We start from the raw sequence: 23411 nt of genomic DNA on the forward strand, positions 1-23411 counted from the left end.
TCATCCGCTGACGACGTTCACGAGTTTGCCCGGAACCACGATCACCTTGCGTACCGGCTTGCCGTCGATGAAACGCTGCACCTGCGGGTCGGCGAGTGCGCGACGTTCGAGTTCCGCGTGTGGCGCATCCGCCGGCACGTCGATGCGCGCGCGCAGCTTGCCGTTGACCTGCAGCACCAGTTCGATCGTGGTGCGGCGCAGCGCCGACTCCTCGACCCGTGGCCATGGCGCGTCGATCACTGCATCCGTGTGCCCCAGTGCCTGCCACAGCGCATGACAGGCGTGCGGCACCACCGGTGCGAGCAGCAGCACAGCCGATTCGAGCGCCTCGCGCTCCACGGCCAGCGCGGCGACCGAACCGCGATCGGCGCGCTTGCCGATCTCGTTCAGCAACTCCATCACCGCTGCGATCGCGGTATTGAACGTCTGCCGTCGGCCGTAGTCGTCGCTCACCTTCGCGATCGTCTCGTGCGTCTTGCGACGCAGCTCCCGCAGGTTGTCCTCTGCAGCCGCAGAGGCAACGGGCAACCCGGCGCGAGCAGCACCCGGTGCGGCCCCGCTCGCCTGCTCTGCCTCGAGGTGGGCGTGCACCGCTTTCCACAGCCGCTTCAGGAAACGACTCGCGCCGGCCACGCCTTCGTCAGACCATTCCAGCGTCTGTTCGGGCGGCGCTGCGAACATCATGAACAGGCGCACGGTGTCGGCACCGTAGCGTTCGATCAGCGCCTGCGGGTCGACCGTGTTGCCCTTGGACTTCGACATCTTCGCGCCGTCCTTCAGCACCATGCCCTGGCAGAGCAGGCGCGTGAACGGCTCGTCGCTGGCAACGAGCCCCTCGTCGCGCATCAACTTGTGGAAGAAGCGCGCGTACAGCAGGTGCAGGATCGCGTGCTCGATACCACCGATGTACTGGTCGACCGGCAGCCAGTAGTTGGCTCGCGCGGGATCGAGCATCGCCGTGTCGAGATCAGGGCAGGTAAAGCGCGCGTAATACCACGACGACTCCATGAAGGTGTCGAAGGTGTCCGTTTCGTGCTCGGCGTCGGTGCCGTCGATTTGTGTGCGGCGCCACGCCGGATCCGCCTTGATCGGCGACTGCACGCCACTCATCTCGACGTCTTCCGGCAACAGCACCGGCAAGCGATCGAGCGGCACCGGGATCTCGCTGCCGTCGGTCAGGTAGAGCATCGGAATCGGCGCGCCCCAGTAGCGCTGGCGCGACACGCCCCAGTCGCGCAGCCGGTAGTTGAGCTTGACCACGCCGTTGTCTTTCGCCACCAGGGCCGCAGCGATCGCATCGAAGGCCTGCTCGAAGTCCAGGCCATCGAACTCGCCGGAATTGACCAGGCGTCCCGGATCGACGAATGCCTCGCGTTCGAGATCACACGCCGTGCCCGGGTCGATCGGGACGATCACCTGCTCGATCGGCAGCCCGTAGGCGCGCGCGAACTCCCAGTCGCGCTGGTCGTGCCCAGGCACGCTCATCACGGCGCCGGTACCGTAGTCCATCAGCACGAAGTTCGCGACCCATACCGGCACTTCGCGTCCGTTCAGCGGGTGCCGCACCTTCAATCCGGTATCGAGACCCTTCTTGGCCATCGTCGCCATGTCGGCCTCGGCGACCGAACTGCGCCGGCACTCAGCGATGAAGTCGGCCAGCTCGGGGCGAGTACCTGCCAGCGCCTTCGCGAGCGGGTGCTCGCCGGCGATCGCGAGGTAGGTCACGCCGAACAGCGTATCGGGCCGCGTGGTGTAGATCGGAATCGCGTCGATGCCGTCCAGTGGCGTCGCCAGCGCGAACGACATCTCGATGCCGCGGCTCTTGCCGATCCAGTTGCGCTGCATCGTGCGCACCTGCTCGGGCCAGTGTTCGAGCTTGTCCAGATCCGTCAGCAGTTCTTCGGCATAGGCCGTGATGCGGATGAACCACTGCGGAATTTCGCGCCGCTCCACCGGCGTGTCGCAGCGCCAGCAGCAGCCGTCGATGACCTGTTCGTTTGCCAGTACGGTCTGGTCGTTCGGACACCAGTTCACGGCCGAGACCTTCTTGTACGCGAGCCCCTTCGCGTAGAGTCGGGTGAAGAACCACTGCTCCCAGCGGTAGTACGACGGCGCGCAGGTCGCGATCTCACGGTCCCAGTCGTAGGCAAAGCCGAGCCGCTTCAACTGCGAACGCATGTAGTCGATGTTCGCCCAGGTCCAGCGTGCAGGTGCGGTGCTGTTGCGGATCGCGGCATTTTCGGCCGGCAATCCGAACGCGTCCCAACCCATCGGCTGCAGCACATTGCGACCCTGCATGCGCTGGAAACGCGCGACCACGTCGCCGAGCGTGTAGTTGCGCACGTGGCCCATGTGCAGGCGGCCGCTCGGGTACGGAAACATCGACAGACAGTAGAACTTCGGGCGTGAAGCGTCCTCGACGACCCTGAAACTCGCGTTGTGCTCCCAGTAATCCTGCGCCTCGGCCTCGATGCGCGCGGCGTCGTAGTGTTCATCCATTGCGGGGGGGGGGTAATGCCGTGAAAAGGCGCACAGAATACCGCAGGCAGTCGCGCTGCCGCCAGCGAGCGCGAGGCTTCAGCGCCGGCGCAGCAGCGTGATGCAGAGCAATCCCAGCAGCAGCACCACCAGCGGCAGCGAACCGTAGCGGGCAAACGGCGTCAGGCCGCGCGTGGGTTGCACGCTGCCACGCACGACTTCACGCGTGAACTGCGCGCCACGGACGGTGATTCTCCCGCGCGCGTCGATCAGTGCCGAAACGCCGTCGTTGGTGGCACGGATCAGTGGCCGCCCGGTCTCGATCGCACGCACGCGCGCGATCTGCAGGTGCTGCAGCGGCCCGATCGACGCGCCGAACCAGGTGTCGTTGCTGACCGTGAGCAGCAGCGCTGCCTCGCGTGCACCGGCAGCGACCTGGTCCGCGTAGGCGATTTCGTAGCACACGGACGGCGCGATTGCCACGCCGTGCGCGCGCAGTGGCGCCTGCGTGCGCGGCCCGGCGGAGAAGTTCGACATCGGCAGGTCGAAAAACGCGATCAGCCCGCGCAGCCCGCGCTCGAGCGGCACGTACTCGCCGAACGGAACCATCCGGCGCTTGTGATACAGACCGCTGCCCTCACCGAGCACCGCGACGCTGTTGTAGGCGTCGAAGCCGCGCCGGCGTTCATGGTTCGTGTCGCGGGTCGGCACACCGAGCAGCAGTGCGCTGCCTGCCGCATGTGCGCGTGCGGCGATCGGTGCCAACCGGTCGACGACGAGATCGAGGTACGCAGGTACTGCCGACTCCGGCCACACCACCAGCGCCGTACCCCACAGCGCCTCGCTGAGTCCGCTGTAGAGGTCAAGGATTTCATCGAGTTGCCCCGGCACCCACTTCAGGTTCTGGGCCACATTGCCCTGCACCAGCGCAACGCCGAGCGCGTCACCGTCGGCCCTGGTCCACTCGATCCGCTCGAGCAGCGGTGCACCCAGCCACAGCGCAGCCGCCAGCGCGAGCGCCACCAGTCCGCGCCGGTTGCGGCGCAGCGTGAGATAGAGCGCTGCGGCGCTGAATGCCGTGATGAATCCGGTGCCGATGGCACCTGCCACGGGCAACCAGCCGGCAAGTGGGCCGTCGACCTGGCCGTAGCCGAGGTAGAGCCACGGAAAGCCGGTCAGGAACCAGCCACGCCACCACTCGCCAAGGGTCCATGCGAGCGCGAAACCCGGCACGATGCCGCCGGCACGATCGCGTAGCCAGCGTGCCCAGACCCAGAACGTGAGCGCGGGAAACAGGGCAAGGCCCATGCAGAACGCGGCGGTCAACCCCGCCGCGAGCGGCACCGGTGCCGCACCGTAGTCATGGATGCTGACGTAGACCCACGACGCGCCGGCGCCAAACATGCCGGTTCCGAAGAACCAGGCGCGGCGCGCCGCAGCGGCGGGGGCGAGGTCGGCAAGCAGCGCGAGCAGCGCGAGCGGTACCAGCAGCGCGAGCGGCCAGCAGTCGAACGGCGCCAGCGCCAGCGGCAGCAGTGCGCCGGCACCAAGCGCGACGAAATGCCCGGCCAGCCCCGGCCGTGCGAGTGCGCCCAGGCGGCTCATCGGCCGGCGTTGCCCGGTTGCAGATTCAGACGCAGCAGGTGGATCTGGCGGCTGTCGGCGTTCAGCACCTTGAACTGGAAACCGCCGACTTCGGCGATCTCGTTGCGTCGCGGCAGGTGCCCGAAGGTGCGCATCACGATGCCGCCGATGGTGTCGAACTCCTCTTCGCTGAGGTTTGCGTTGAAATACTCGTTGAAATCCTCGATCGGCGTCAGCGCCTTGATCAGGTAGTCGTTCTCGGACAGCTTCTTGATGAAGCTGTCCTGCTGGCGGTCGTGCTCGTCCTCGATGTCACCGACGATCTGCTCCAGCACGTCTTCGATGGTCACCAGTCCGGCCACGCCACCGTACTCGTCGATCACCACCGCGATGTGGTTGCGCTGCTGGCGGAATTCGCGCAGCAGCACGTTCAGGCGCTTGCTTTCCGGGATGAACGTCGGCGGGCGCAGCAATTGCGCGATGTCGATGCTGCCCGGGCCGTGCGAGAACAGTTGCGTCAGCATGTCCTTGGCCATCACGATGCCGAGCACGTCGTCGCTGCTCTCGCCGATCACCGGGTAGCGCGAGTGCCCCGAATCGATCACGCGACGCACGATCTCGTCCGGAGCATCGTCTGCGTGCAGGCACACCATCTGCGGGCGCGGCACCATCACGTCGCGTACCTGCATGTGCGCGACCTCGAGCGCGCCCTGCATGATGTCGTGGGTCTCGGAGTCGATCACATCGTTTTCTGCGGCAACTTCGAGGATGTCGATCAGATCCTTGCGCGTGCGCGGATCGGAAGAGAATGCCTGCGTCAGTTTCGCGAGCCAGGAGCGCTCGTCCTGGTCTTCGTCGTCGTACTCATCGGACATGGTCGGTCGGCCCGTTCTTCACGTTCGGTAGGGATCGGGAAATTTCAGGGTGGCGAGGATGCGCGTCTCCAGCGCCTCCATGCGTGCGGCCTCGCGTGTGCGCTCGTGGTCGTGACCCAGCAGGTGCAGCATCGCGTGCACCAGCATGTGCGCCCAGTGTGCGCGCGCCGGCTTGTGCTGTTCTGCGGCCTCGCGCGCCACCACCGGCGCGCACACCACGATGTCACCGAGCAGCGGCAGATCGACCGCAGGCGGCAATTCGGCTGGAAAACTCAGCACGTTGGTTGCGTAGTCGCGGCCCCGGTAGCGCGCGTTCAGATCGCGCATCTCGGCCTCGTCGACGATGCGCACACAGATCTCGGCGTCGGCGTGGTCGGCATCGAGCGCAGCGCGCGCCCACGCCCGGATGCTGCGTGCAGCCGGAATCGCAGCCGCGCTCGATGCACAATCCACGCTGATACGCCCCGGTGGCCTCACGGCGGGGTCGGCCCGCGCTTCGGCGTGGCCGGCGCGCGGGCTTCCCGGTTGTCGAAGCTCTCGTATGCCTCGACGATGCGCTGCACCAGCGGGTGACGCACGACGTCGCGTGGCGTGAACCAGTTGAAGCCGATACCGTCGATGCCGTCGAGAAACTGCACGACCTGCGCGAGGCCCGAGGGCGTGCCGCGTGGCAGGTCGACCTGGGTGATGTCGCCGGTGATCACCGCCTTCGAACCGAAGCCGATGCGCGTCAGGAACATCTTCATCTGCTCGGGCGTGGTGTTCTGTGCCTCATCGAGGATCACGAAGGCGTGATTCAGCGTGCGCCCCCGCATGTAGGCAAGCGGACAAACCTCGATCACGTGCCGTTCGATCAGCTTGTTCACGTGGTCGAAGCCGAGCATCTCGTAGAGCGCGTCGTAGAGCGGACGCAGGTAGGGATCGATTTTCTGTGCGAGATCACCGGGCAGGAAGCCGAGCTTTTCTCCGGCCTCGACAGCGGGGCGTACCAGCAGGATGCGCCGCACCTGTTCGACCTCGAGCGCGGCAACCGCGCACGCAACCGCGAGATAGGTCTTGCCGGTACCGGCCGGACCGATGCCGAAATTGATGTCGTTCTGCTGGATCGAGCGCACGTAGAGCTGTTGACTCTTGCCGCGCGGGCGGATCAGCGCACGGCGCACCCGCAGCACGCCCAGCGAGGTCACGTCTCCATCCGCCGCTCCGGGCGTCTCTTGCGCCTCGCGCAATGCGTCGATACCGGACTGCTGCAGACGCAGGTGCACCTGCTCGGGATCCAGTTCCAGGTGCCGGGCGGTTTCGTCGTAGAGATGGATCAGTACCGCACGTGCCGCGTTGCGGGCGTCTTCCGGGCCTTCGACCGTGAAGTGATTGCCGCGATTGCGGATGTGCACTCCGAGCCGTTGCTCGATCAGGTGCAGGTGCTCGTCGAATTGCCCGCAGAGCCGCGCAAGACGGCGCGTGTCGCCGGGTTCGAGAACGAACTGGAGTCGCTGGTCGTCGTTCAAGGGAGCAGCCGGAGCCTCTTGTGGCCGTTCACAGGGGGCGAAGGATACCGTCAAAAGCCGTGGTGTCGATACCCGCAGGTCGGCGTGTCGGGTTGAAACCCGACCTACGCGGGCTGACATCCCACCCGTGGGTCGGCATTCATGCCGACGGATGTTCGTGGGTCGGCATTCATGCCGACGACGGGAATGTCGGGTTGAAACCCGACCTACACTGGCTGACATCCCACCCGTGGGTCGGCATTCATGCCGACGGAATTGCCGCCGCGCCCTGTCGGGTTGAAACCCGACCTACGCAGGTCGGACTTCAGTCCGACGATTTCTTGTCGTCGGCATGAATGCCGACCTACGGCAGCAGTTCGGCGCGCAGGGAATTCGGCAACGCCTCGGTGATGCGCACATCGACGAACTCACCGACCAGCGCCTGGTCGGTACTCGGGAAATGCGTGATGCGGTTGTTTTCGGTGCGCCCCTGCAGGCGTCCGGGATCGCGCTTCGACACGCCGGTGACCAGGACGCGCTCGATACCGCCCACCATGCGCCGCGAGATCTCGAAAGCCTGGCGATTGATCGTCTCCTGCAGCCGCGCCAGGCGTTCCTTCTTGAGTTCCTCGGGCGTGTCGTCGGGCAACTCGGCCGCCGGCGTGCCGGGACGCGGGCTGTAGACGAAACTGAACGAATGATCGAAGCCGATTTCGGCGATCAGGCGCATCGTGTTTTCAAAGTCCTGCCCGGTCTCGCCGGGGAAGCCGACGATGAAGTCCGACGAAATGCAGAAACCGGGGCGCAGGCGACGCAGCCTGCGCACGATCGACTTGTACTCGAGCACCGTGTGGTTGCGCTTCATCGCAGCCAGCACGCGGTCGGAACCACTCTGCACCGGCAGATGCACGTGCGCCACGAGCTGGGGGATCGTCGCGTAGGCGTCGATCAGTGCCTGGCCGAATTCGACCGGGTGCGAGGTCACGAAACGGATACGTCCGATGCCGGGCACGGCCGCCACGAGGTGCAGCAGCTCGGCGAAATCGACGGCCTCGCCGCGATGATCCGGTCCGCGGTAGGCGTTGACGTTCTGCCCGAGCAGCGTCACCTCGCGCACACCGCGGGCAGCCAGGTGCGCGATTTCGGCGATCACGTCGTCGACCGGCCGGCTGACTTCCTCGCCGCGCGTGTACGGCACCACGCAGAAGCTGCAGTACTTGCTGCAGCCCTCCATTACCGAGACGAAGGCTGCCGGCCCATCGACCGACGGTTCGGGCAGGCGATCGAACTTCTCGATCTCGGGGAAACTCACGTCGACCACCGGGTGGCTGCGTTCGCCGGCGAGCACCGAATCCAGCATCTCGGGCAGGCGGTGCAGTGTCTGCGGCCCGAAGATCATGTCCACATACGGCGCGCGCCGCCCGATGTCGCTGCCTTCCTGGCTCGCCACGCAGCCGCCGACCCCGATCACCACGCCGGGGCGACAGCTTTTCAGCTTGCGCCAGCGTCCGAGCTGGTGGAACACCTTCTCCTGTGCCTTCTCGCGGATCGAACAGGTGTTCAGCAGCAGGACGTCGGCCTCCTCGGCGCAGGCTGCCGGCTGCAACCCATGACTCTCGCGCAGCAGATCGAGCATGCGAGCCGAGTCGTACTCGTTCATCTGGCAGCCGTGCGTCTGCACGAAGACCTTGCGCGTGGAGTCGTCGCTCATCGCTGTCGGGGAGGTGCGGAAAAGGGCCGCGATTATAGCTGCGGGGTCGGGGATAAGCACAGGCAGCGCTGTGCTATGCTGCGCGCCCCTCCAAGCCACCCCCACCCGCGAGCGACGTGCCCATGGCGGCTGAACCGATATACAAGGTCATCTTTGTCAACCAGAACCAGGTATTCGAGCTGTACGCCCGGCAGATCTACCAGAGCGACCTTTACGGTTTCATCGAGATCGAGGACTACATCTTCGGCGAGCGCACGCAACTGGTGGTCGATCCGGCCGAGGAGAAGCTCAAGGGCGAGTTTGCCGGCGTGAAGCGCAGCTACATCCCGATGCACGCGATCATTCGGATCGACGAAGTGGAGAAGGAAGGATCGGTGAAGATCCGCGAATCCAAGGGCGGCGACGGCAAGATCATGACGTTTCCGATGCCGGGGATGCGCCCGCAGCTCGGCGGCGAACCTCCCTCCGACGCCTGACTCCGGACCGTTCCCGCAGGTCGGCATTCATGCCGACATGCCCGGCTCCGAACCGTTCCCGTAGGTCGGCATTCATGCCGACATGCCCGGCGCGACGTCGATTCCCGTCGGGCTGAAGCCCGACCTACGCCAGGCGCTGGCGCACGCTGGCGAGCTTCACGCAGACCACGAACACCTCCATCGCACGCTCGATTTCGGCGACCGTCGGAAAGCTCGGGGCGATGCGGATATTGCGATCCTCGGGATCCTTGCCGTACGGGAAGGTCGCGCCGGCCGGGGTCAGCTTGACTCCCGCATTCGCCGCGAGCCGTACCACTTCCTTCGCCAGGCCCGGCAGCGTGTCGAAGGACACGAAGTAACCGCCCTGCGGGCTGCTCCAGGAACCCATCCCGCTGCCGCCCAGCTCGCGCTCCAGCGTACCGAGTACCGCAGCGAAGCGTGGACGCAGCAACGCGGCGTGTCCTTCCATGTGCGCGAGCAATCCGGCGAAATCGCCGAGCAGCGCGACGTGGCGACGCTGGTTCACCTTGTCGGGCCCGATGCTCGAAAAGCCCATGTGATGGCGGATCGCGCGCAGATTCGCCTCGGAGGCGGCAAGGAACGCCACGCCTGCGCCGGCATACGTGATTTTCGACGTCGAGCCGAACAGCAGCACGCTGTCCTCGGTACCGTTGCGTCGGCAGGCCTCCCACAGCGAAGCCAGTCGCGGCGCAGCGGGCTCGAGCGCGTGTACCGCGTAGGCGTCGTCCCAGAACAGGCGGAATCCTGCCGCTGCACGTCGGCCGAGCGCTGCACAGCGCTCCACGGTCGCCGCGTCGCAGACCGCACCGGACGGGTTCGAGAAGCGCGGCACCACCCACATGCCGCGGATCGACGGATCGTTGGCGAGCAGCGCTTCGACGGCATCCATGTCGGGGCCGTGCGGGGTCATCGGCACCGTGACCATCTCGATGCCGAGGTGTTCGCAGATGCTGAAATGGCGGTCATAACCCGGTACCGGGCAGATGAACCGCACCTTGCCGCTGCCTGACCACGCGGAAGCCGGCCCGTCGAAACCGAAATGCATGCCGTACAGCGCACACTGCCACATCAGGGTCAGGCTGCTGTTGCCGCCTGCCAGCATGTTCTGCTCCGGCACCTGCAGCACCGGCGCAAACAGGCGCCTGGCTTCGGGGAGTCCGTCGAGCCCACCGTAGTTGCGCAGGTCCGTACCATCCTCGCCGCGGTAATTGCCGGCAAGGACCCCGTCGATGCGGTCGGAAAGATCGAGCTGGGCCGCCGAAGGCTTGCCACGCGTCACATCCAGCGCGAGCCCGGCACCGGCGAGTTCTGCGTAGCGGGTTGCGAGAGCGGTCTCCCAGCGGGAGAGGGTGTCCTGGTCGGCCTCGTCGATACGCACGGGCGCTTTCCTCCGGTGGATGGCTGCTGCGAGAAATCGCCCGCGGCGGGGCGCATTCTAAGCGCCTGCCACCCGCGCCTCACGGCCGGGTTTCGGTGAAAATATGCGTTTGCGCGTGCTGCCGTGCCGCAGCGGTGGTAGCGTGAACTCATGGAGGGCCGGATCATGCGGACCACACCCGTCTTGCGTATCGACAGTATGTCCGTGATGCAGGCACCGTCATGAAGCCGGCGATCGTCTCCCGGCTGCCCGACGTCGGCACCACGATCTTCACGGTGATGTCGCAGAAGGCGGAGCAGTACGGCGCGTTGAACCTCGCGCAGGGCTTCCCGGACTTTCCGCTGCCGCCGGCACTGGCCGAGGCGCTGGCACGCAGCGTGGCGGCCGGCCACAACCAGTACGCACCCATGGCGGGGTTGCCACGACTGCGCGAATGTATCGCCGCCGACCTCGAGCGCCACTTCGGTTGCCGTGCGGATCCGCTCGCCGAGGTGACCGTGGTGCCCGGAGCGACCGAGGCGATCTTCTGCGCGATCATGGCCAGCGTGCGTGCCGGTGACGAGGTGATCCTGTTCGACCCGAGCTACGACAGCTACGAACCGTCGGTGCGCCTGGCCGGTGCGCGAGCGGTGCGCATTCCGCTCGCGCAGCCGGATTTCACGATCGACTGGCAGCGGGTGGAAGCCGCGATCGGGCCACGCACCCGTCTGGTCGTGATCAACTCGCCACACAACCCGAGTGGCAGCGTGCTCGCGCGCGAGGATCTCGATCGCCTCGGCGAACTCGCCGAGCGGCACGACCTGCTGGTGCTGTCGGACGAGGTCTACGCACATCTGGTCTACGACGGCACGCCGCACCACAGCGTGCTGGCGCATCCGCTGCTCGCACCGCGTTCGTTCGCGGTGTTCTCCTTCGGCAAGACCTATCACGTCACCGGCTGGAAGACCGGCTACTGTGTCGCGCCCGCGCCACTCACGACCGAGCTGCGCCGCGTGCACCAGTTCGTCGCGTTCGCCGCCATCACGCCGATTCAGCATGCACTGGCCGACTTCATGCAATCCGAACCGCAGCACGTGGCTGCGCTGCCGGCGTTCTACCAGGCGCGACGCGACCTGTTCTGCAAGGCGCTTGCGGGTTCGCGCTGGAAGCTGGTGCCGTCGGCAGGAACCTATTTCCAGTTGCTCGACTACGCCGCGATCAGCGGTGCCGACGATCTGAGCATGGCGGAGTTGCTCGTCAGCCGGCACGGTATCGCGGCGATCCCGGTTTCGGTGTTCTACGCGCAGCCACCGGCGCGCGGGTTGCTGCGTTTCTGCTTCGCCAAGCAGGAACAGACGCTGCTGCAGGCGGCGGAGGTCCTATGCACGATCTGAGCGTGGTGCTGTTGCAGCAGGATCTGGACTGGCAGGACCCGCCGGCGAACCGCGCACGCTTCGACCGCCTGCTGTCGCAGACGGTTGCAGGTGAACTCGCCGTGCTGCCGGAGATGTTCACGACCGGCTTCACGATGGAACCGGCCGTCTGCGCCGAAGCTCCCGACGGTCCGACCGTCGCGTGGTTGCGTGAGCAGGCACAGCGCCGCGGAGTCGCGATCGCGGGCAGCCTGGCGCTCGGCGAGGCTGGCGTGTTTCGTAACCGGCTGCTGTTCGCGCACCCCGATGGCACGTTCGAGCACTACGACAAGCGTCACCTGTTCCGCATGGCTGGCGAGCAGCACCACTACGCGCCCGGGAGCGTACGGCGCGTGGTGACGTGGGCAGGATGGCGCATCTGCCTGCAGGTCTGCTACGACCTGCGCTTCCCGGTGTGGAGCCGTAACCGCCGGGACTACGACGCATTGCTCTACGTCGCGAACTGGCCGGCACGTCGGCGCGAGCACTGGCGCGCGCTGCTGATTGCGCGCGCGATCGAAAACCAGGCGTGGGTGCTCGCGGTGAACCGCACGGGCGTCGACGGCAAGGGGGTCGATTACGCGGGTGACAGCCTGGTGGTGGATCCGTGGGGGCGGGTGGTGCTCGATGCAGGCGCAACGCCGGGAGTCTACCGCGCAGTGCTGGCAGCCGAGACGCTGGCACAATGCCAGCGGACGTTTCCGGTACACCTCGATGCGGATGCGTTCACGCTGGCCGGGTGCCCCTGAGCGGGTTGCGATATTTCGGCTGTTGCGCGTCCCTGCAGCAAGTTAGCGTGCACCCATCGGAACCCGTGCAACGGTTTGAAGCGACACGTGATGGTGGGTTCAGGTCGCAGAGACGCATGCCGCATGGATGCGGCAGACGAAGCGGCAGGGATGCTTGTGCTGCGTCTCGCCGGCATGAACCCACCATCGCGTGCCAGCTTTGCACCGCGCACGTCGTTTCACGACGATCTCAGCGAGGGCACAGCCCGTGGGCGACACCAACACACTGCTCCACGACGATCCGTTCGCCGCTCCCCGGTGCGAAGCTGCGTTCACCGCACGCGTGTGGCACTGCCTGCTCGCGACCCCCGGCCGGCTGCCCGATGAGCAGGAGGCCGGACGGCGGCTCTGTGTCAGCACGCGTACGCTGCGCCGTCGGCTTGCCGCCGAGCGCACCAGCTACCAGGAGTTGCTGCGCGTGATGCGCTGCCGGCTCGCGCAACAGCACCTGCTCGATGCCTCGCTGTCGGTCGCTGCGATTGCACGCATTGCCGGCTACCGTGATCCGGCCAACTTCCGCCATGCCTTCGTGCGCTGGTACGGCTGCCCGCCGAGCGTGTACCGGCAGCGTCTGCGCGGCGAACCTACTCCCCGTTGAACTGCGCGGGACGCTTCTCGCGCTGTGCCGCCAGCCCTTCCTGCAGGTCGCGTGACTGCGAGCAACGCAGTACCAGCTCCTCGGCAGCCCCGCTGTCCAGCGAGTTGCCGCTGACGCCGTCGAGGATCCGCTTCATCGCGCGCACTGCCAGCGGCCCCAGCCCCGCAATATGACGCGCCATCGCCTCGGCCTGCTCCGCAAGCTGCTCGCCCTCGACCACCCGGTGCAGGAAGCCGGTCTGCAGCAGCGCGTCCGTATCGAGCTCCTCGCTTGCGACCAGCAATCGCGTTGCGTTTGCGTGCCCCAGACGTTCGACAAACCGGCGGATTCCGTTCACCGGATAGCAGATCCCGATCCGTGCCGCAGGAACCAGCAGGCGTGAACCGGTCACGCCGATGCGGTAGTCGCAACACAGCGCAATCTCGGCACCGCCGCCGAAAACGTCACCATTCAGCGCGCACACGACCGGAATCGGCAGCGCCGCAAGCTGGTCGGTCAGCGTGCTGAACAGCTCACCGCTCATCGTGCCGCCGCGAAACTGATCGAGTGATGCACCCGCGCAGAAGGTGCGATCGCCCGCTCCGGTCAACAGCAGCACGCGCAACGTATCGTCCAGCGCGATGGCATGCAGGTGTTCGCGCAGACCGCGGATCTCACCGATACCGAGGGCGTTGTGCCGTGCCGGAGCGTTCAGCGTGATGCGGGCGATGTAAGCGTCGCGCGCGAACAGGATCGTGTCATCGGCCATGGCGTGCCATCGGGGCGTGGAGTGCCCGCATCCTAGCCTATAATTCGCGCCATGACGCCCCGTGGCGGCAGCAATGACAGGATATTCACAACCGATGGCAGAAGATCGTTTCGCACAGATCCGGCCGTATCACGACGACGAGGCGCGCGCCGTGCTCGACCGCCTGCTCGGGAATCGCGAGCTGGTCGCGGCGATGACACGCCTGCGCTTCCCGCGCTGCAGTGGCCCGAGCGGTGCGCTGCTGCGCCCGCTCGTCGGGTTCTACCTGCGTCGCCAGTTTGCCGGGGTGCACGACGTCGCGTCGTTCCAGAAGGTCGTCGAAAGATACATGACGGCGATGATCCAGGAGAGCACCAGCGACTTCACGGTCAGCGGACTGGAGCGGCTGGATCCTGCCTGCCCCTGCCTGTTCATCGGCAACCATCGCGACATCGTGCTCGATCCGGCGTTCGTCAATTACGCGCTGTACAGCGGCGGGCACGACACGGTGCGCATCGCGATCGGCGACAACCTGCTGACACGCGATTACGTGGCCGACCTGATGCGGCTGAACAAGAGCTTCATTGTGCGCCGCTCGGCGAAGGCGCCACGGCAGATGCTCGCGGCGTTGCAGGAACTGTCGGCGTACATCGCACATTCGGTACTCGACGAGCGTGCGCCGGTATGGATTGCGCAGCGCGAGGGACGCGCCAAGGACGGCTGGGACCGCACCGATCCGGCGATCATCAAGATGCTTGCGCTGGCGAAGCCGCGCAAGCTGTCACTGACGGCGCATGTGATTGCGCTGAACGTCGTGCCGGTTTCGATTTCCTACGAGTGGGATCCCTGCGATGCCATGAAGGCGCGCGAGCTGTATCTGCGTACGACGCAGGGAGGCTACACGAAGGAGGACAACGAGGACGTCGCCAGCATCGGCCAGAGCATCACCCGGCCGAAGGGTGCCGTGCACGTAAGTTTCGGCGAACCACTCGCAGGCGAGTTTGCCGACCCCGAAGAGGTTGCCGCCGAAATCGACCGCCAGGTACTGGCCCTCTATCGTATCCACGACAGCAACCTGGCAGCGTATCGGCGCTTGCGCCATCAGCTCCCGGCGGGATTCGGCGACGGCAGTACGCTGGTCGTCGCCGATGCGGAGCTCGATGCACGGCTCGCCGCGTTGCCGCCCGAACATCGGCCGTTCCTGCTCGCGATGTACGCGAATCCGTTGCTGAACCGCGCGGAATTCGACGCGGAGGCGAAGGCCTGAGAGGCGTCCGCACCCGGCTCAGCGCTGCCGCTCGAGCCACACCAGCAGGCCCTGCGCATTCAGGTCCATGTCCATTGCCAGCAACTCGCGCAGCTCGGCTGCGCTCGATGAGTTGCCTGCCGCGCGCAGCAGTCCGACCGTATGGTCGAGCAGCGCCGCGGCGAGGCGTTGCTGGCGCTGCTCGCCCGGCTCGCTGGCCTGCGCGAGGCGCAGGTACTCGCGCAACTGGCGCTCGAGCGCGTCCGTGCATTTCCTGCTCGCTGCGACGCGCCCGAAATGCGTCAGGTAGCAGTAGCGCGGTTCTGTTGCCATCAGCAGCTCGAGCGAGGACAGCATGGCCTCGAACTCGAACTGCACCGGCGTCGTGGTCGGAATCAGGAACGGTTCGCCACGGCAATGCAGTTCGCGATAGCCGATGCCGTAGGTATCGCCCGTGAACCAGCCACGGCTTGCTTCATCCCAGATGCAGTAGTGATGGCGCGCGTGGCCGGGCGTGTCGCGTATCAGCAGTTCGCGCCTGCCGAGCGGCCAGCGGCTGCCGTCAGGGGCCTGGCGTACCCGTTCGGCCGGCGCCGCGACGATCTCGCCGTACATCTCGCGTACACCCTGCTCGCCGTAGACCGCCATCGCACCGGCGATCAGCCGTGACGGGTCGATCAGGTGGCGCGCGCCCTGCGGATGCACGACCAGGGTGGCGTTCGGGCAGCGCGCGAGCAGCGCGCCGGCACCGCCGGCATGATCGAGATGCACGTGCGTGGGCATGATCCAGCGCACCTGCTCGGGTGCCACTTCGCAGCGTTCCAGCGCCGCGAGCAGCGTCGGCAGCGTCGGCGCCGTCGCGGTCTCGATCACGGCCGCCTCGCCGTCGTCGACCATCAGGTAGCAGGCCGCGAGTCCCGGACGGTGATAGCCGCTGTCGATACAGCTGATGCCGTGCGAAAGTGCCTCGATCATGTGATTCCCCGTCATGTCGTCATTCTCGTGGTCGCCGCTGTCGTCGATGGGCTGCTATAGTCGCCCGCCTGTTCCGCGCGAGGATGTTGCGTGCTCACCGCCGACGTCAAGAACGCGATCCAGACGGCTTACAGCAACTGGCTCGCTGCGCGCGGCGTGCGCCCGCGTGGCGGTCAGCGTGCCATGATCGCACACGTTGCCAATGCACTGGCGCGTGCCGGCGATCCCGAGGCAACCGGCAGCCCGGTCTGCGTGGTCGAGGCTGGCACCGGTACCGGCAAAACGATCGCGTATACCGTAGCCGCGATCCCGATTGCACGCGCGCTCGGCAAGACACTGGTCGTTTCCACCGCCACCGTGGCGCTGCAGGAGCAGCTCGTGCTGCGCGACCTGCCGGATCTGCAGCAGGCGGGTGCTCTCGATTTCAGCTTTGCGCTGGCCAAGGGGCGCGGGCGCTACGTCTGCCCGGCCCGCCTCGACGCCTTGCTGCGTGGCAATGACAGTGCCCAGCTCTCGCTGGTCGAGCAGGTCGCGCCACCCGTGGATCGCGAGACGCGTGAATTCGCTCGCGAGCTGCTCGACGCACTCGACGATGGCCGCTGGCCCGGCGATCGTGATTCGTGGGCTGCTGCGATCCCGGACGCTCGCTGGGCGCTGGTCACGACCGATCACCACCAGTGTGCCGCGCGGCGCTGTCCGTGGGTTTCGAACTGTCCGTTCTTTCGCGCACGCGACACGCTCGACGGTGTCGACTGCGTGGTCGCGAACCACGACCTGGTGCTCGCCGACCTCGCACTCGGTGGCGGCGCGGTACTGCCCGAACCACAGGATGCGATCTTCGTCTTCGACGAGGCGCACCACCTGCCCGACAAGGCCTGCGCACACCTCACGTTCCATGCACGTCTCGGGCTGGCGCGCCAGCACCTGGCAGAGTGCGGGGTGCTGACGAGCAGCCTCGGCAGCATGCCGGCAGCCAGCGAGACGCTGCGCCGGCGACTGGCCGAGGTACCCGTGCTGTGCGAGGAGATCGACGCCGCACTGGGCGAGGCCGGGCGTCTGCTCGCTGACGTGCTGGGCGCGACCGCGGCGCCCGAACACCGGTTGCCGCACGGCGTGGTACCGCAGGGGATCATGGCGGTGGCCGCCGTGCTGGCCCATGCGCTCGGCAAGCTCGACGACGCGCTGGTGGCCGGCGGCGACGAACTCGCATGCGAACTCGACCAGGGCGGCGCCAGCGCGCAGGAACGCCACGCTGCGCTGGGACTGGCGACCGGGCGGGTGCAGCGGCTGCGCGGACTGTGGCGTGCCTGGGCCGAACCGGATCCGCCGGGCGAGGCGCCGCAGGCACGCTGGATCCGCGCCATCTCCCAGCTCAGCGGGGAAGACATCGAGGTCTGTGCCGCACCGGTGCTCGCCGCGAACGTGCTGCGCGAGCACATCTGGTCGCGGGCTTCGGCTGCAGTGCTCACCTCGGCGACGTTGACCGCTCTCGGCAGTTTCGACCGCATCAAGCTGCGTGCAGGCCTCCCCGAGGACTGCCTGTTCGCCAGCGTGCCCAGCCCGTTCGATTACGCCGGGCGCGCGTGCCTCGCCGTGCCGCGCCTGCTCGCCGATCCCGGCAACCCGGAGGCACACACGCGCGAAGTCGCATGCTGGCTCGACGACAACCTCGATCTCGCCGAGGCGAGCCTGGTGCTGTTCGCCTCGCGGCGGCAGATGCGCGAGGTCTACGATCGCGCCAGGCTCGCGCTGCGCGATCGCATCCTGCTGCAGGACCATTTCGCGAAGCAGGAGCTGCTGCGCCTGCACCGCGCGCGCGTCGATGCCGGTGAGGGTTCGGTGATCTTCGGGCTGGCGAGTTTCGCCGAGGGCATCGACCTGCCGGGCGCGTACTGCCGCCACGTGGTGATCGCGAAGATTCCGTTCGCGGTGCCGGACGATCCGGTCGAGGCTGCGCTGGCCGAATGGGTCGAGGCACGCGGCGGCAATCCGTTCATGGAAATTTCGGTGCCCGATGCGGCGCTGCGCCTGGTGCAGGCCAGCGGCCGGTTGCTGCGCACCGAGGAAGACAGTGGACGCATCACGCTGCTCGACCGGCGCGTCGTGACGCGCCATTACGGCCGGCGGATCCTGGATTCACTGCCGCCATTTCGACGCGAGGTGGCCTGAGATGCAGGCACATGCGCGGGTCGCCGCGTTGCTGCTCGAACTCGAAGCGATGCTGCACGATCTCGGGTTGTGGGCCGAGGACATGCCGCATCCGCAGGCGCTTGCGAGCGTGCAGCCGTTCTGTATCGACACCCTGCCGTTCGAGCACTGGTTGCAGTTCGTGTTCCTGCCGCGCATGCGCACGCTGCTCGACGCTGGAGCGGTGCTGCCGCCGAGCTGCGCGATCGCGGAGATGGGCGAAATCCGTTTTGCCGGTGATGCGCACGCCGGACTGGTCGTGTTGTTGCGGGCAATCGACGTTGCCGTGACTGCGTCGGGATGAATCCCGACCTACGCCTATCCCGGGATTCGTTCCGGCACGCCCTTCCGTAGGTCGGGATTCATCCCGACTGCGCCTATCCCGGGATTCGTTCCGGCACGCCCTTCCGTAGGTCGGGATTCATCCCGACATACGCCTATCCCGGGATTCGTTCCGGCATGCCCTTCCGTAGGTCGGGATTCATCCCGACATGCGCCTATCCCGGGATTCGTTCCGACACGCCCTTCCGTAGGTCGGGATTCATCCCGACATACGCCTATCCCGGGATTCGTTCCGACACGCCCTTCCGTAGGTCGGGATTCATCCCGACATGCGCCTATCCCGGGATTCGTTCCGGCACGCCCCTCCGTAGGTCGGGATTCATCCCGACATGCGCCTATCCCGGGATTCGCTCCGACACACCCCTCCGTAGGTCGGGATTCATCCCGACAGGAGCCGCAGCGCTCCCCCCGCCATAGACCATGGCTGCATGCTATCCTGCGCCGCCACTCGTGTTGGAAGCCGTCTCCCGATGTCGCTCGATGTCTACGTCACTCCGGTCACCCCGTTTGAACAGAATTGCACCGTGCTGGTGTGCGCGAACACACGCACTGCCGCGGTGGTCGATCCCGGTGGTGACCTGGACCGCATCCGTGCCGGCATCGAGAAGGTGGGAGCGCGCATCGTCAAGGTGCTGCTCACGCACGCGCACATCGACCATGCCGGTGGTGCCGGCGAGCTCGCGCGTACCAGCGCCGTGCCGATCGAAGGCCCGCAGCGCGCCGACGAGTTCCTGATTGCTGGGCTGGCCGACCAGAGCCGCATGCTCGGCTTTGCCCCTGCGGAACCATTCACGCCAGATCGCTGGCTGGAGCACGGGGACACCGTGAGCTTCGGCGATTGCGAACTGCAGGTACTGCACTGCCCCGGCCACACCCCGGGGCACGTGGTGTTCTTCTCTGCCGCACGGCGCATCGCACTCGTCGGGGACGTGCTGTTCGCGGGTTCGGTTGGCCGTACCGACCTGCCGGGTGGCAATCACCGACAGCTCATCGCGTCGATCCGCAATCATCTGTGGCCACTGGGGGATGACGTGGTGTTCATCCCCGGGCACGGTCCACGTTCGACGTTCGGTCAGGAGCGACGCTGCAATCCGTTCGTCGGCGACGCAGTGTAGGTCGGGTTTCGACCTGCGTGGGTCGGGCTTCAGCCCGACGGAGGCAGCAACCCCGTCGGCATGAATGCCGACCTACGTAGGTCGGGTTTCAACCCGACAAATGTGGGCGTGGATTGTCGGCATGAATGCCGACCCACGAGTCACATCGTCGGCATGAATGCCGACCTACGAATATGGCATCGATGCCGTCCGGCATGGTGATCTACTTCGGCTCGAGCTTGCCCGTGTCCGTACCGGTCTTGTCACCGGCCGGTTCCACGTAGGGTTCGAATTTTCCAAGACCGCAACTGGCACCCCGCTCGGGGCTGCCGGCAGTCTGACGCACGACCCAGATGATGTCGGTGTTGCAGAGTTCGCTCAGGCTGGTCTTGTAGCCGAAGGCCTTTTCCATGCGCAGGCCCGGGCAACGTTGCGGCAGGTGATTCACCAATTTCTCGCCGCCGGTGAGGTTGAACAGGATCGTTTGATCATCCAGCACCTTGGTGCTGTCGATGCGGCTGAGCGGAATGCAGTTCTGCGCCTCGGCGTTGGTCGCGGGAGCGGTATCTGCGTTGCCAGCGGCGTAGAGCCCGGCAGACGCACTCAGCAGGGTTGCGGCCAGCAGCGGTATCGAGCGATGCGAGCGTGACATGACACATGCCTCCTCTGGAAGCGATTGATCTGCATGCGGCGCACGGGATTGCGCCGTGCAAATCAGACTGCCGCGGCCACGGGCAGTTCCGACCCGAACATTTCCATGCTGAATTTTACCCGCTCTTCCACGCTGCGCTGACGCACCTTCGCTTCGGCGGCGATACGCCGGATGCGCGGCGACAGGCCGGTATTGTTGGCGATCTGGATCGACAGCCCGGGACGTGCGTTGAGCTCCATGATCAGCGGGCCACGATGATGATCCATCACGATATCCGCGCCCAGGTAGCCCAGACCGGTCATCTCGAAGCAGCTCGAACCGAGGCACATCAGCTCGTACCAGTGCGGAATCGTGAGCGTGTTGAGCGGCAGTCCGGTGTCGGGATGCAGCTTCAACGGGCGGTTGTACTGCACTGCGAACAGCGACTTGCCGTTCGCGAGATCGAGACCGACGCCGACCGCGCCCTGGTGCAGGTTGGCCTTGCCGTCGGATGCGCGCGTCGCCAGGCGCATCATCGACATCACCGGGTAACCCATGAACACGATGATGCGGATATCCGGGATGCCCTCGTAGCTCAGGCCCTCGAAGTGCGGATCCATCTCGACCAGCGCCTCGATCATCGCCACGTCGGGTTTGCCCGCAAGACTGTACAGACCACTCAGGACGTTCGAGACATGGCGCGTGAGATCGAGCCGCGAGACTTCTTCCCCGCTCGACTTGATGAACGCGTCACCGCGCCGACCGGCGATCACCTTGATGCCCTTGCCGCCGCTGCCACGACTCGGCTTGATCACGAAACTGTCGTGGCGGTCGAGCAACTCGTCCATCTTCTCGACTTCGTGCTGCTCGCGTACCACCCCGTAGAGCTTGGCTACCGCAAGCCCGTTCTTCTCGGCCAGCAGCTTGGTCTTCATCTTGTCGTCGACCAGCGGATAGAGCTGACGGCGGTTGTAGCGCGAAATGAAGAAGTTGCGTTCGTTCATTCCGAGCAGACCGATCTCGCGCAGCCGGCGCGGGTTGGCAAACAGCATCTCAGCGGTTCTCCACCAGCGGCCGGAAACGCCGCAGTTCCGTGAGACGGTAGCCGGTGTACTGACCAATCAGCAGGATCAGCGCGAGTTGCACCAGCAGCAGTTCCGGGAAATTGAACGTCAGGTGCGCGACCAGCGAATTGCTCATCATCAGGTACGCGGCAGTTGCAACCAGCAGGCTCCCCCCGCCCTGGATCGCGACCTCCTTCGGCCCTTCTTCCTCCCACAGGATCGACATCCGCTCGATCGTCCACGACAGGATGATCATCGGGAAGAAGGTCACGGTGAGGATCTGGTTGAGTCCGAGCTTGTAGCTGAGGATGCTGATGCCCGACATCAGACCGATCACCACCGTCACCACCGCCGATATGCGCCCTATCAGCAGCAGGTTGAGCTGGGCAAGGTGGAAACGGATGTACAGGCCTGCGCCGACGACGATCAGGAACAGCAGCAGCCCCCACAGCAGCGTGGTCTGGATGAACGCCAGCGCGATCAGGATAGGCATGAACGTCCCGGATGTGCGCAGGCCGATCAGAATACGGAAGATCGCCACCACCAGCGTGCCGATCGGCACCAGCAGAATCGTCTTGAACGCGTTCTGCTCTTCGATGGGCAGCGAATAGATCGAGAAATCGACCAGCGTTGCGCGGTTGTCGGTCGCGGTCGACAGCGAGACATTGCGCGCCGAGCGGTAGCTGCGCAGGATCGAGAACGTCACCTGCGAGTTGCGCCCGCCTTCGACGTCGAGCAGCGAGACGTCACCGCGTCGCCAGATCATGAAGTCCTTCGGCACACCGGCGCTGGCGGTGCCGGGGTCATAGATCTGCCACCGATCACCGTCCCACACCTCGACGAGGTCGATCAGCTTCTGGCGGCGGCGGCCGTCCTCGAGCACCAGACCGCGCACGATGCGGTTCGGTATGCCGGCCAGCGACAGCAGTTGCAGCGCGGTTGCCGTGATGTGCTGCGGGCTGTGGTGCTCGCCGAGCAGGAAGGCAGCGTTCTCGTTCAGCGGCTCGACGGTGAGCGAGCGCAGCAACTGGGTGACGAAGGTTTCGTTGTTGGCCGAAAGTTGATGGATCTCGTCGAGCAGTGCCGACGCTGACGTTGCCTGCGCACTGTCGAACTCGGGTGGCATCGGCGGCCCCGGCGGCGCGACATCCGGCGCCTGGTCCAGCACGGCCGGATAGATCTGCAGGCGGTAGTACAGCACCTGGCGGCCGTCGGCCTTGCGGCGGGTCCATTGCGCGCGTCGGCTGCCGTCGGGCTGGTCGACTTCCGTGAAGCCGTAGCCGGAGGTCGTGAAGTTCTCGTTCGTGATCTCGATGCCCTGCTGCGAATCGGGCAGCGCGAGCGAAACGAGTACCTCGGAGCCGGCGGCCTCGAACTCGACTTTGGATTCAACGGTCCAGATGCCGACCTTCTGGTCGGGAAACAGCGGGAACCCCAGCGCGAAGTGCTTGTAGAGCGCCATGCTGACCCCCACGAGCGCGAGCAGCAGTGCCACCACATAGACCTTGAGCTTGTCTTTCATGCGCTATGCGTCCCGCTCTGGCGTGTGTCTTGTCAGGGTTTCGATTCGGGTTTGCTGAAGCGGCGCCCCACGTCGACCACCGCCTGGTCGCGCAGGAAGTTCCGACCGATCAGCGCCGGGTAGGAGGACTGCCCGCGATCGATCAGCACGAAGTCGGCGAACTGCGTCACCCCGGCAATGGTCGCCTTCAGGCTCACGACGTAGTGCTTGCCCGCGCTCGGGTCGTGCCCGGAGATCGTGCGCACCAGCGGGCGCGTGACCTCGATCGTCGTGCCGTCCTTGCCGCCGACGAGCTGGAATCTGATCCAGGTCTTGCCGTCGCGTTCGAATTCCCTCACGTCCAGTGCGTGCAACGTGGACAGTGCACGCCCCGTGTCCAGACGCGCCCGGTACGTGATTCCGGGCGGCTCGATCTGCACGTTTTCGATCTCGCCAAGCACGACGAGCGGCGTCTTCGGCCCCTCGGGGCGCACGGGAGCGGGCGGCGGCGGCGGCGGTGGCGGCGGTTCGCATACCGGTGGTGGCACCGGAGCTGGCGGGGGTTCGGGCACCTCCGGTGGCGCCGGGGGCTGTTCGCGGGCGGGCGGTTCTTCTGCTGGCGGAGCCGGCGCTGGCGCAGGCGCAGGCGGCGGCTGCACCTGCGGCGGCGTCGTGGGCTGCGTCGGTGTCGTGTCGCAGCCCTGCAGCACAAGTGCGAAAGCGAGGAACAACCCCGCACCGAAGCGTTTTTTGATCGTCATGCCGGGTGTGATTCCACGCAGTCTGGATGCAGGGCAAACTATAGAACCCGTGCGTGCGAAGAGGCAATCACGACCCGCTCGTCCGCGTCTTTATGA

The 23411-nt window shown here is 66.2% G+C and carries 21 protein-coding genes; 8 read left to right on the top strand and 13 right to left on the bottom strand.

The features are described 5' to 3' along the window. The 6 genes from H7A12_14005 to miaB form a co-directional block, all read right to left on the bottom strand. A complete protein-coding gene (locus H7A12_14005) occupies positions 1 to 2499 on the bottom strand; it encodes a leucine--tRNA ligase (protein ID MCP5321917.1) in 2499 nt (832 codons plus the stop codon). Positions 2500 to 2577: 78 nt separating this feature from the next. Then, complete coding sequence (gene lnt / locus H7A12_14010) at positions 2578 to 4074, bottom strand: apolipoprotein N-acyltransferase (GenBank protein MCP5321918.1); 1497 nt, start codon at positions 4072 to 4074, stop codon at positions 2578 to 2580. A 5-nt stretch (positions 4075 to 4079) separates the two neighbouring features. Next, positions 4080 to 4937 (bottom strand): CBS domain-containing protein, encoded by an 858-nt coding sequence (locus H7A12_14015; protein ID MCP5321919.1) that lies wholly within the window; start codon positions 4935 to 4937, stop codon positions 4080 to 4082. A gap of 18 nt (positions 4938 to 4955) precedes the next feature. Beyond that, a complete protein-coding gene (gene ybeY / locus H7A12_14020) occupies positions 4956 to 5396 on the bottom strand; it encodes an rRNA maturation RNase YbeY (protein MCP5321920.1) in 441 nt (146 codons plus the stop codon). A gap of 14 nt (positions 5397 to 5410) precedes the next feature. Beyond that, complete coding sequence (locus H7A12_14025; GenBank protein ID MCP5321921.1) at positions 5411 to 6565, bottom strand: PhoH family protein; 1155 nt, start codon at positions 6563 to 6565, stop codon at positions 5411 to 5413. A gap of 223 nt (positions 6566 to 6788) precedes the next feature. Next, on the bottom strand, positions 6789 to 8135 hold the full coding sequence (gene miaB, locus H7A12_14030) for a tRNA (N6-isopentenyl adenosine(37)-C2)-methylthiotransferase MiaB (protein MCP5321922.1): 1347 nt from the start codon (positions 8133 to 8135) through the stop codon (positions 6789 to 6791). A 122-nt stretch (positions 8136 to 8257) separates the two neighbouring features. Here miaB and H7A12_14035 point away from each other — a divergent pair, with 122 nt between their 5' ends. Further along, positions 8258 to 8611 (top strand): DUF1820 family protein, encoded by a 354-nt coding sequence (locus tag H7A12_14035; GenBank protein ID MCP5321923.1) that lies wholly within the window; start codon positions 8258 to 8260, stop codon positions 8609 to 8611. 124 nt (positions 8612 to 8735) lie between these two features. On the opposite strand, the gene H7A12_14040 is transcribed toward H7A12_14035, so the two are convergent. Next, positions 8736 to 10010 carry an aminotransferase class I/II-fold pyridoxal phosphate-dependent enzyme gene (locus tag H7A12_14040; protein MCP5321924.1) on the bottom strand — a complete coding sequence of 425 codons (1275 nt, stop codon included), beginning with the start codon at positions 10008 to 10010 and terminating at the stop codon, positions 8736 to 8738. 221 nt (positions 10011 to 10231) lie between these two features. On the opposite strand from H7A12_14040, the gene H7A12_14045 reads away from it, so the two are divergent. The 3 genes from H7A12_14045 (at position 10232) to H7A12_14055 (ending at position 12787) form a co-directional block, all read left to right on the top strand. Next, the gene (locus tag H7A12_14045; GenBank protein MCP5321925.1) at positions 10232 to 11383 is read left to right on the top strand and encodes an aminotransferase class I/II-fold pyridoxal phosphate-dependent enzyme; all 1152 of its coding nucleotides are present in this window, start codon (positions 10232 to 10234) and stop codon (positions 11381 to 11383) included. Then, positions 11371 to 12150 (top strand): amidohydrolase, encoded by a 780-nt coding sequence (locus H7A12_14050; GenBank protein ID MCP5321926.1) that lies wholly within the window; start codon positions 11371 to 11373, stop codon positions 12148 to 12150. Before H7A12_14045 ends, H7A12_14050 begins: the two co-directional genes overlap by 13 nt. 247 nt (positions 12151 to 12397) lie before the next feature. Further along, the gene (locus H7A12_14055) at positions 12398 to 12787 is read left to right on the top strand and encodes a helix-turn-helix transcriptional regulator (protein ID MCP5321927.1); all 390 of its coding nucleotides are present in this window, start codon (positions 12398 to 12400) and stop codon (positions 12785 to 12787) included. Here the strand turns inward: H7A12_14055 and H7A12_14060 are convergent. Further along, positions 12774 to 13535, bottom strand: a complete 762-nt coding sequence (locus tag H7A12_14060) for an enoyl-CoA hydratase/isomerase family protein (GenBank protein MCP5321928.1) — start codon at positions 13533 to 13535, stop codon at positions 12774 to 12776. The two genes, H7A12_14055 and H7A12_14060, sit on opposite strands and share 14 nt — an antisense overlap. A gap of 94 nt (positions 13536 to 13629) precedes the next feature. On the opposite strand from H7A12_14060, the gene H7A12_14065 reads away from it, so the two are divergent. Beyond that, entirely contained in the window at positions 13630 to 14781 is a 1152-nt protein-coding gene (locus H7A12_14065; GenBank protein MCP5321929.1) for a 1-acyl-sn-glycerol-3-phosphate acyltransferase, read from the top strand. An 18-nt stretch (positions 14782 to 14799) separates the two neighbouring features. On the opposite strand, the gene H7A12_14070 is transcribed toward H7A12_14065, so the two are convergent. Continuing rightward, positions 14800 to 15750 carry an MBL fold metallo-hydrolase gene (locus H7A12_14070; GenBank protein MCP5321930.1) on the bottom strand — a complete coding sequence of 317 codons (951 nt, stop codon included), beginning with the start codon at positions 15748 to 15750 and terminating at the stop codon, positions 14800 to 14802. A gap of 75 nt (positions 15751 to 15825) precedes the next feature. Here H7A12_14070 and dinG point away from each other — a divergent pair, with 75 nt between their 5' ends. The 3 genes from dinG (at position 15826) to H7A12_14085 (ending at position 19379) form a co-directional block, all read left to right on the top strand. Beyond that, complete coding sequence (dinG, locus tag H7A12_14075; protein MCP5321931.1) at positions 15826 to 17904, top strand: ATP-dependent DNA helicase DinG; 2079 nt, start codon at positions 15826 to 15828, stop codon at positions 17902 to 17904. Between the two features lies 1 nt (position 17905). Further along, positions 17906 to 18226: a YqcC family protein gene (locus H7A12_14080; protein ID MCP5321932.1), complete on the top strand. Its 321-nt coding sequence runs from the start codon at positions 17906 to 17908 to the stop codon at positions 18224 to 18226. 508 nt (positions 18227 to 18734) lie between these two features. Further along, on the top strand, positions 18735 to 19379 hold the full coding sequence (locus H7A12_14085) for an MBL fold metallo-hydrolase (GenBank protein MCP5321933.1): 645 nt from the start codon (positions 18735 to 18737) through the stop codon (positions 19377 to 19379). 202 nt (positions 19380 to 19581) lie between these two features. Here H7A12_14085 and H7A12_14090 read toward each other — a convergent pair whose 3' ends face one another. The 4 genes from H7A12_14090 to H7A12_14105 all read right to left on the bottom strand — a co-directional run bounded on the left by H7A12_14090 (position 19582) and on the right by H7A12_14105 (position 23315). Next, complete coding sequence (locus H7A12_14090) at positions 19582 to 20010, bottom strand: hypothetical protein (protein MCP5321934.1); 429 nt, start codon at positions 20008 to 20010, stop codon at positions 19582 to 19584. 62 nt (positions 20011 to 20072) lie between these two features. Continuing rightward, positions 20073 to 21041, bottom strand: coding sequence for an alpha-L-glutamate ligase-like protein (locus H7A12_14095; GenBank protein ID MCP5321935.1), 969 nt, complete (start codon positions 21039 to 21041; stop codon positions 20073 to 20075). A gap of 1 nt (position 21042) precedes the next feature. Further along, on the bottom strand, positions 21043 to 22575 hold the full coding sequence (locus H7A12_14100; protein ID MCP5321936.1) for a UUP1 family membrane protein: 1533 nt from the start codon (positions 22573 to 22575) through the stop codon (positions 21043 to 21045). A 32-nt stretch (positions 22576 to 22607) separates the two neighbouring features. Further along, the gene (locus H7A12_14105) at positions 22608 to 23315 is read right to left on the bottom strand and encodes an ATP-dependent zinc protease (GenBank protein MCP5321937.1); all 708 of its coding nucleotides are present in this window, start codon (positions 23313 to 23315) and stop codon (positions 22608 to 22610) included. Between the last annotated feature and the right edge of the window lie 96 nt (positions 23316 to 23411).

The organism is Pseudomonadales bacterium, assembly GCA_024234165.1.
In the GTDB taxonomy this organism is placed as follows: domain Bacteria; phylum Pseudomonadota; class Gammaproteobacteria; order Pseudomonadales; family UBA5518; genus UBA5518.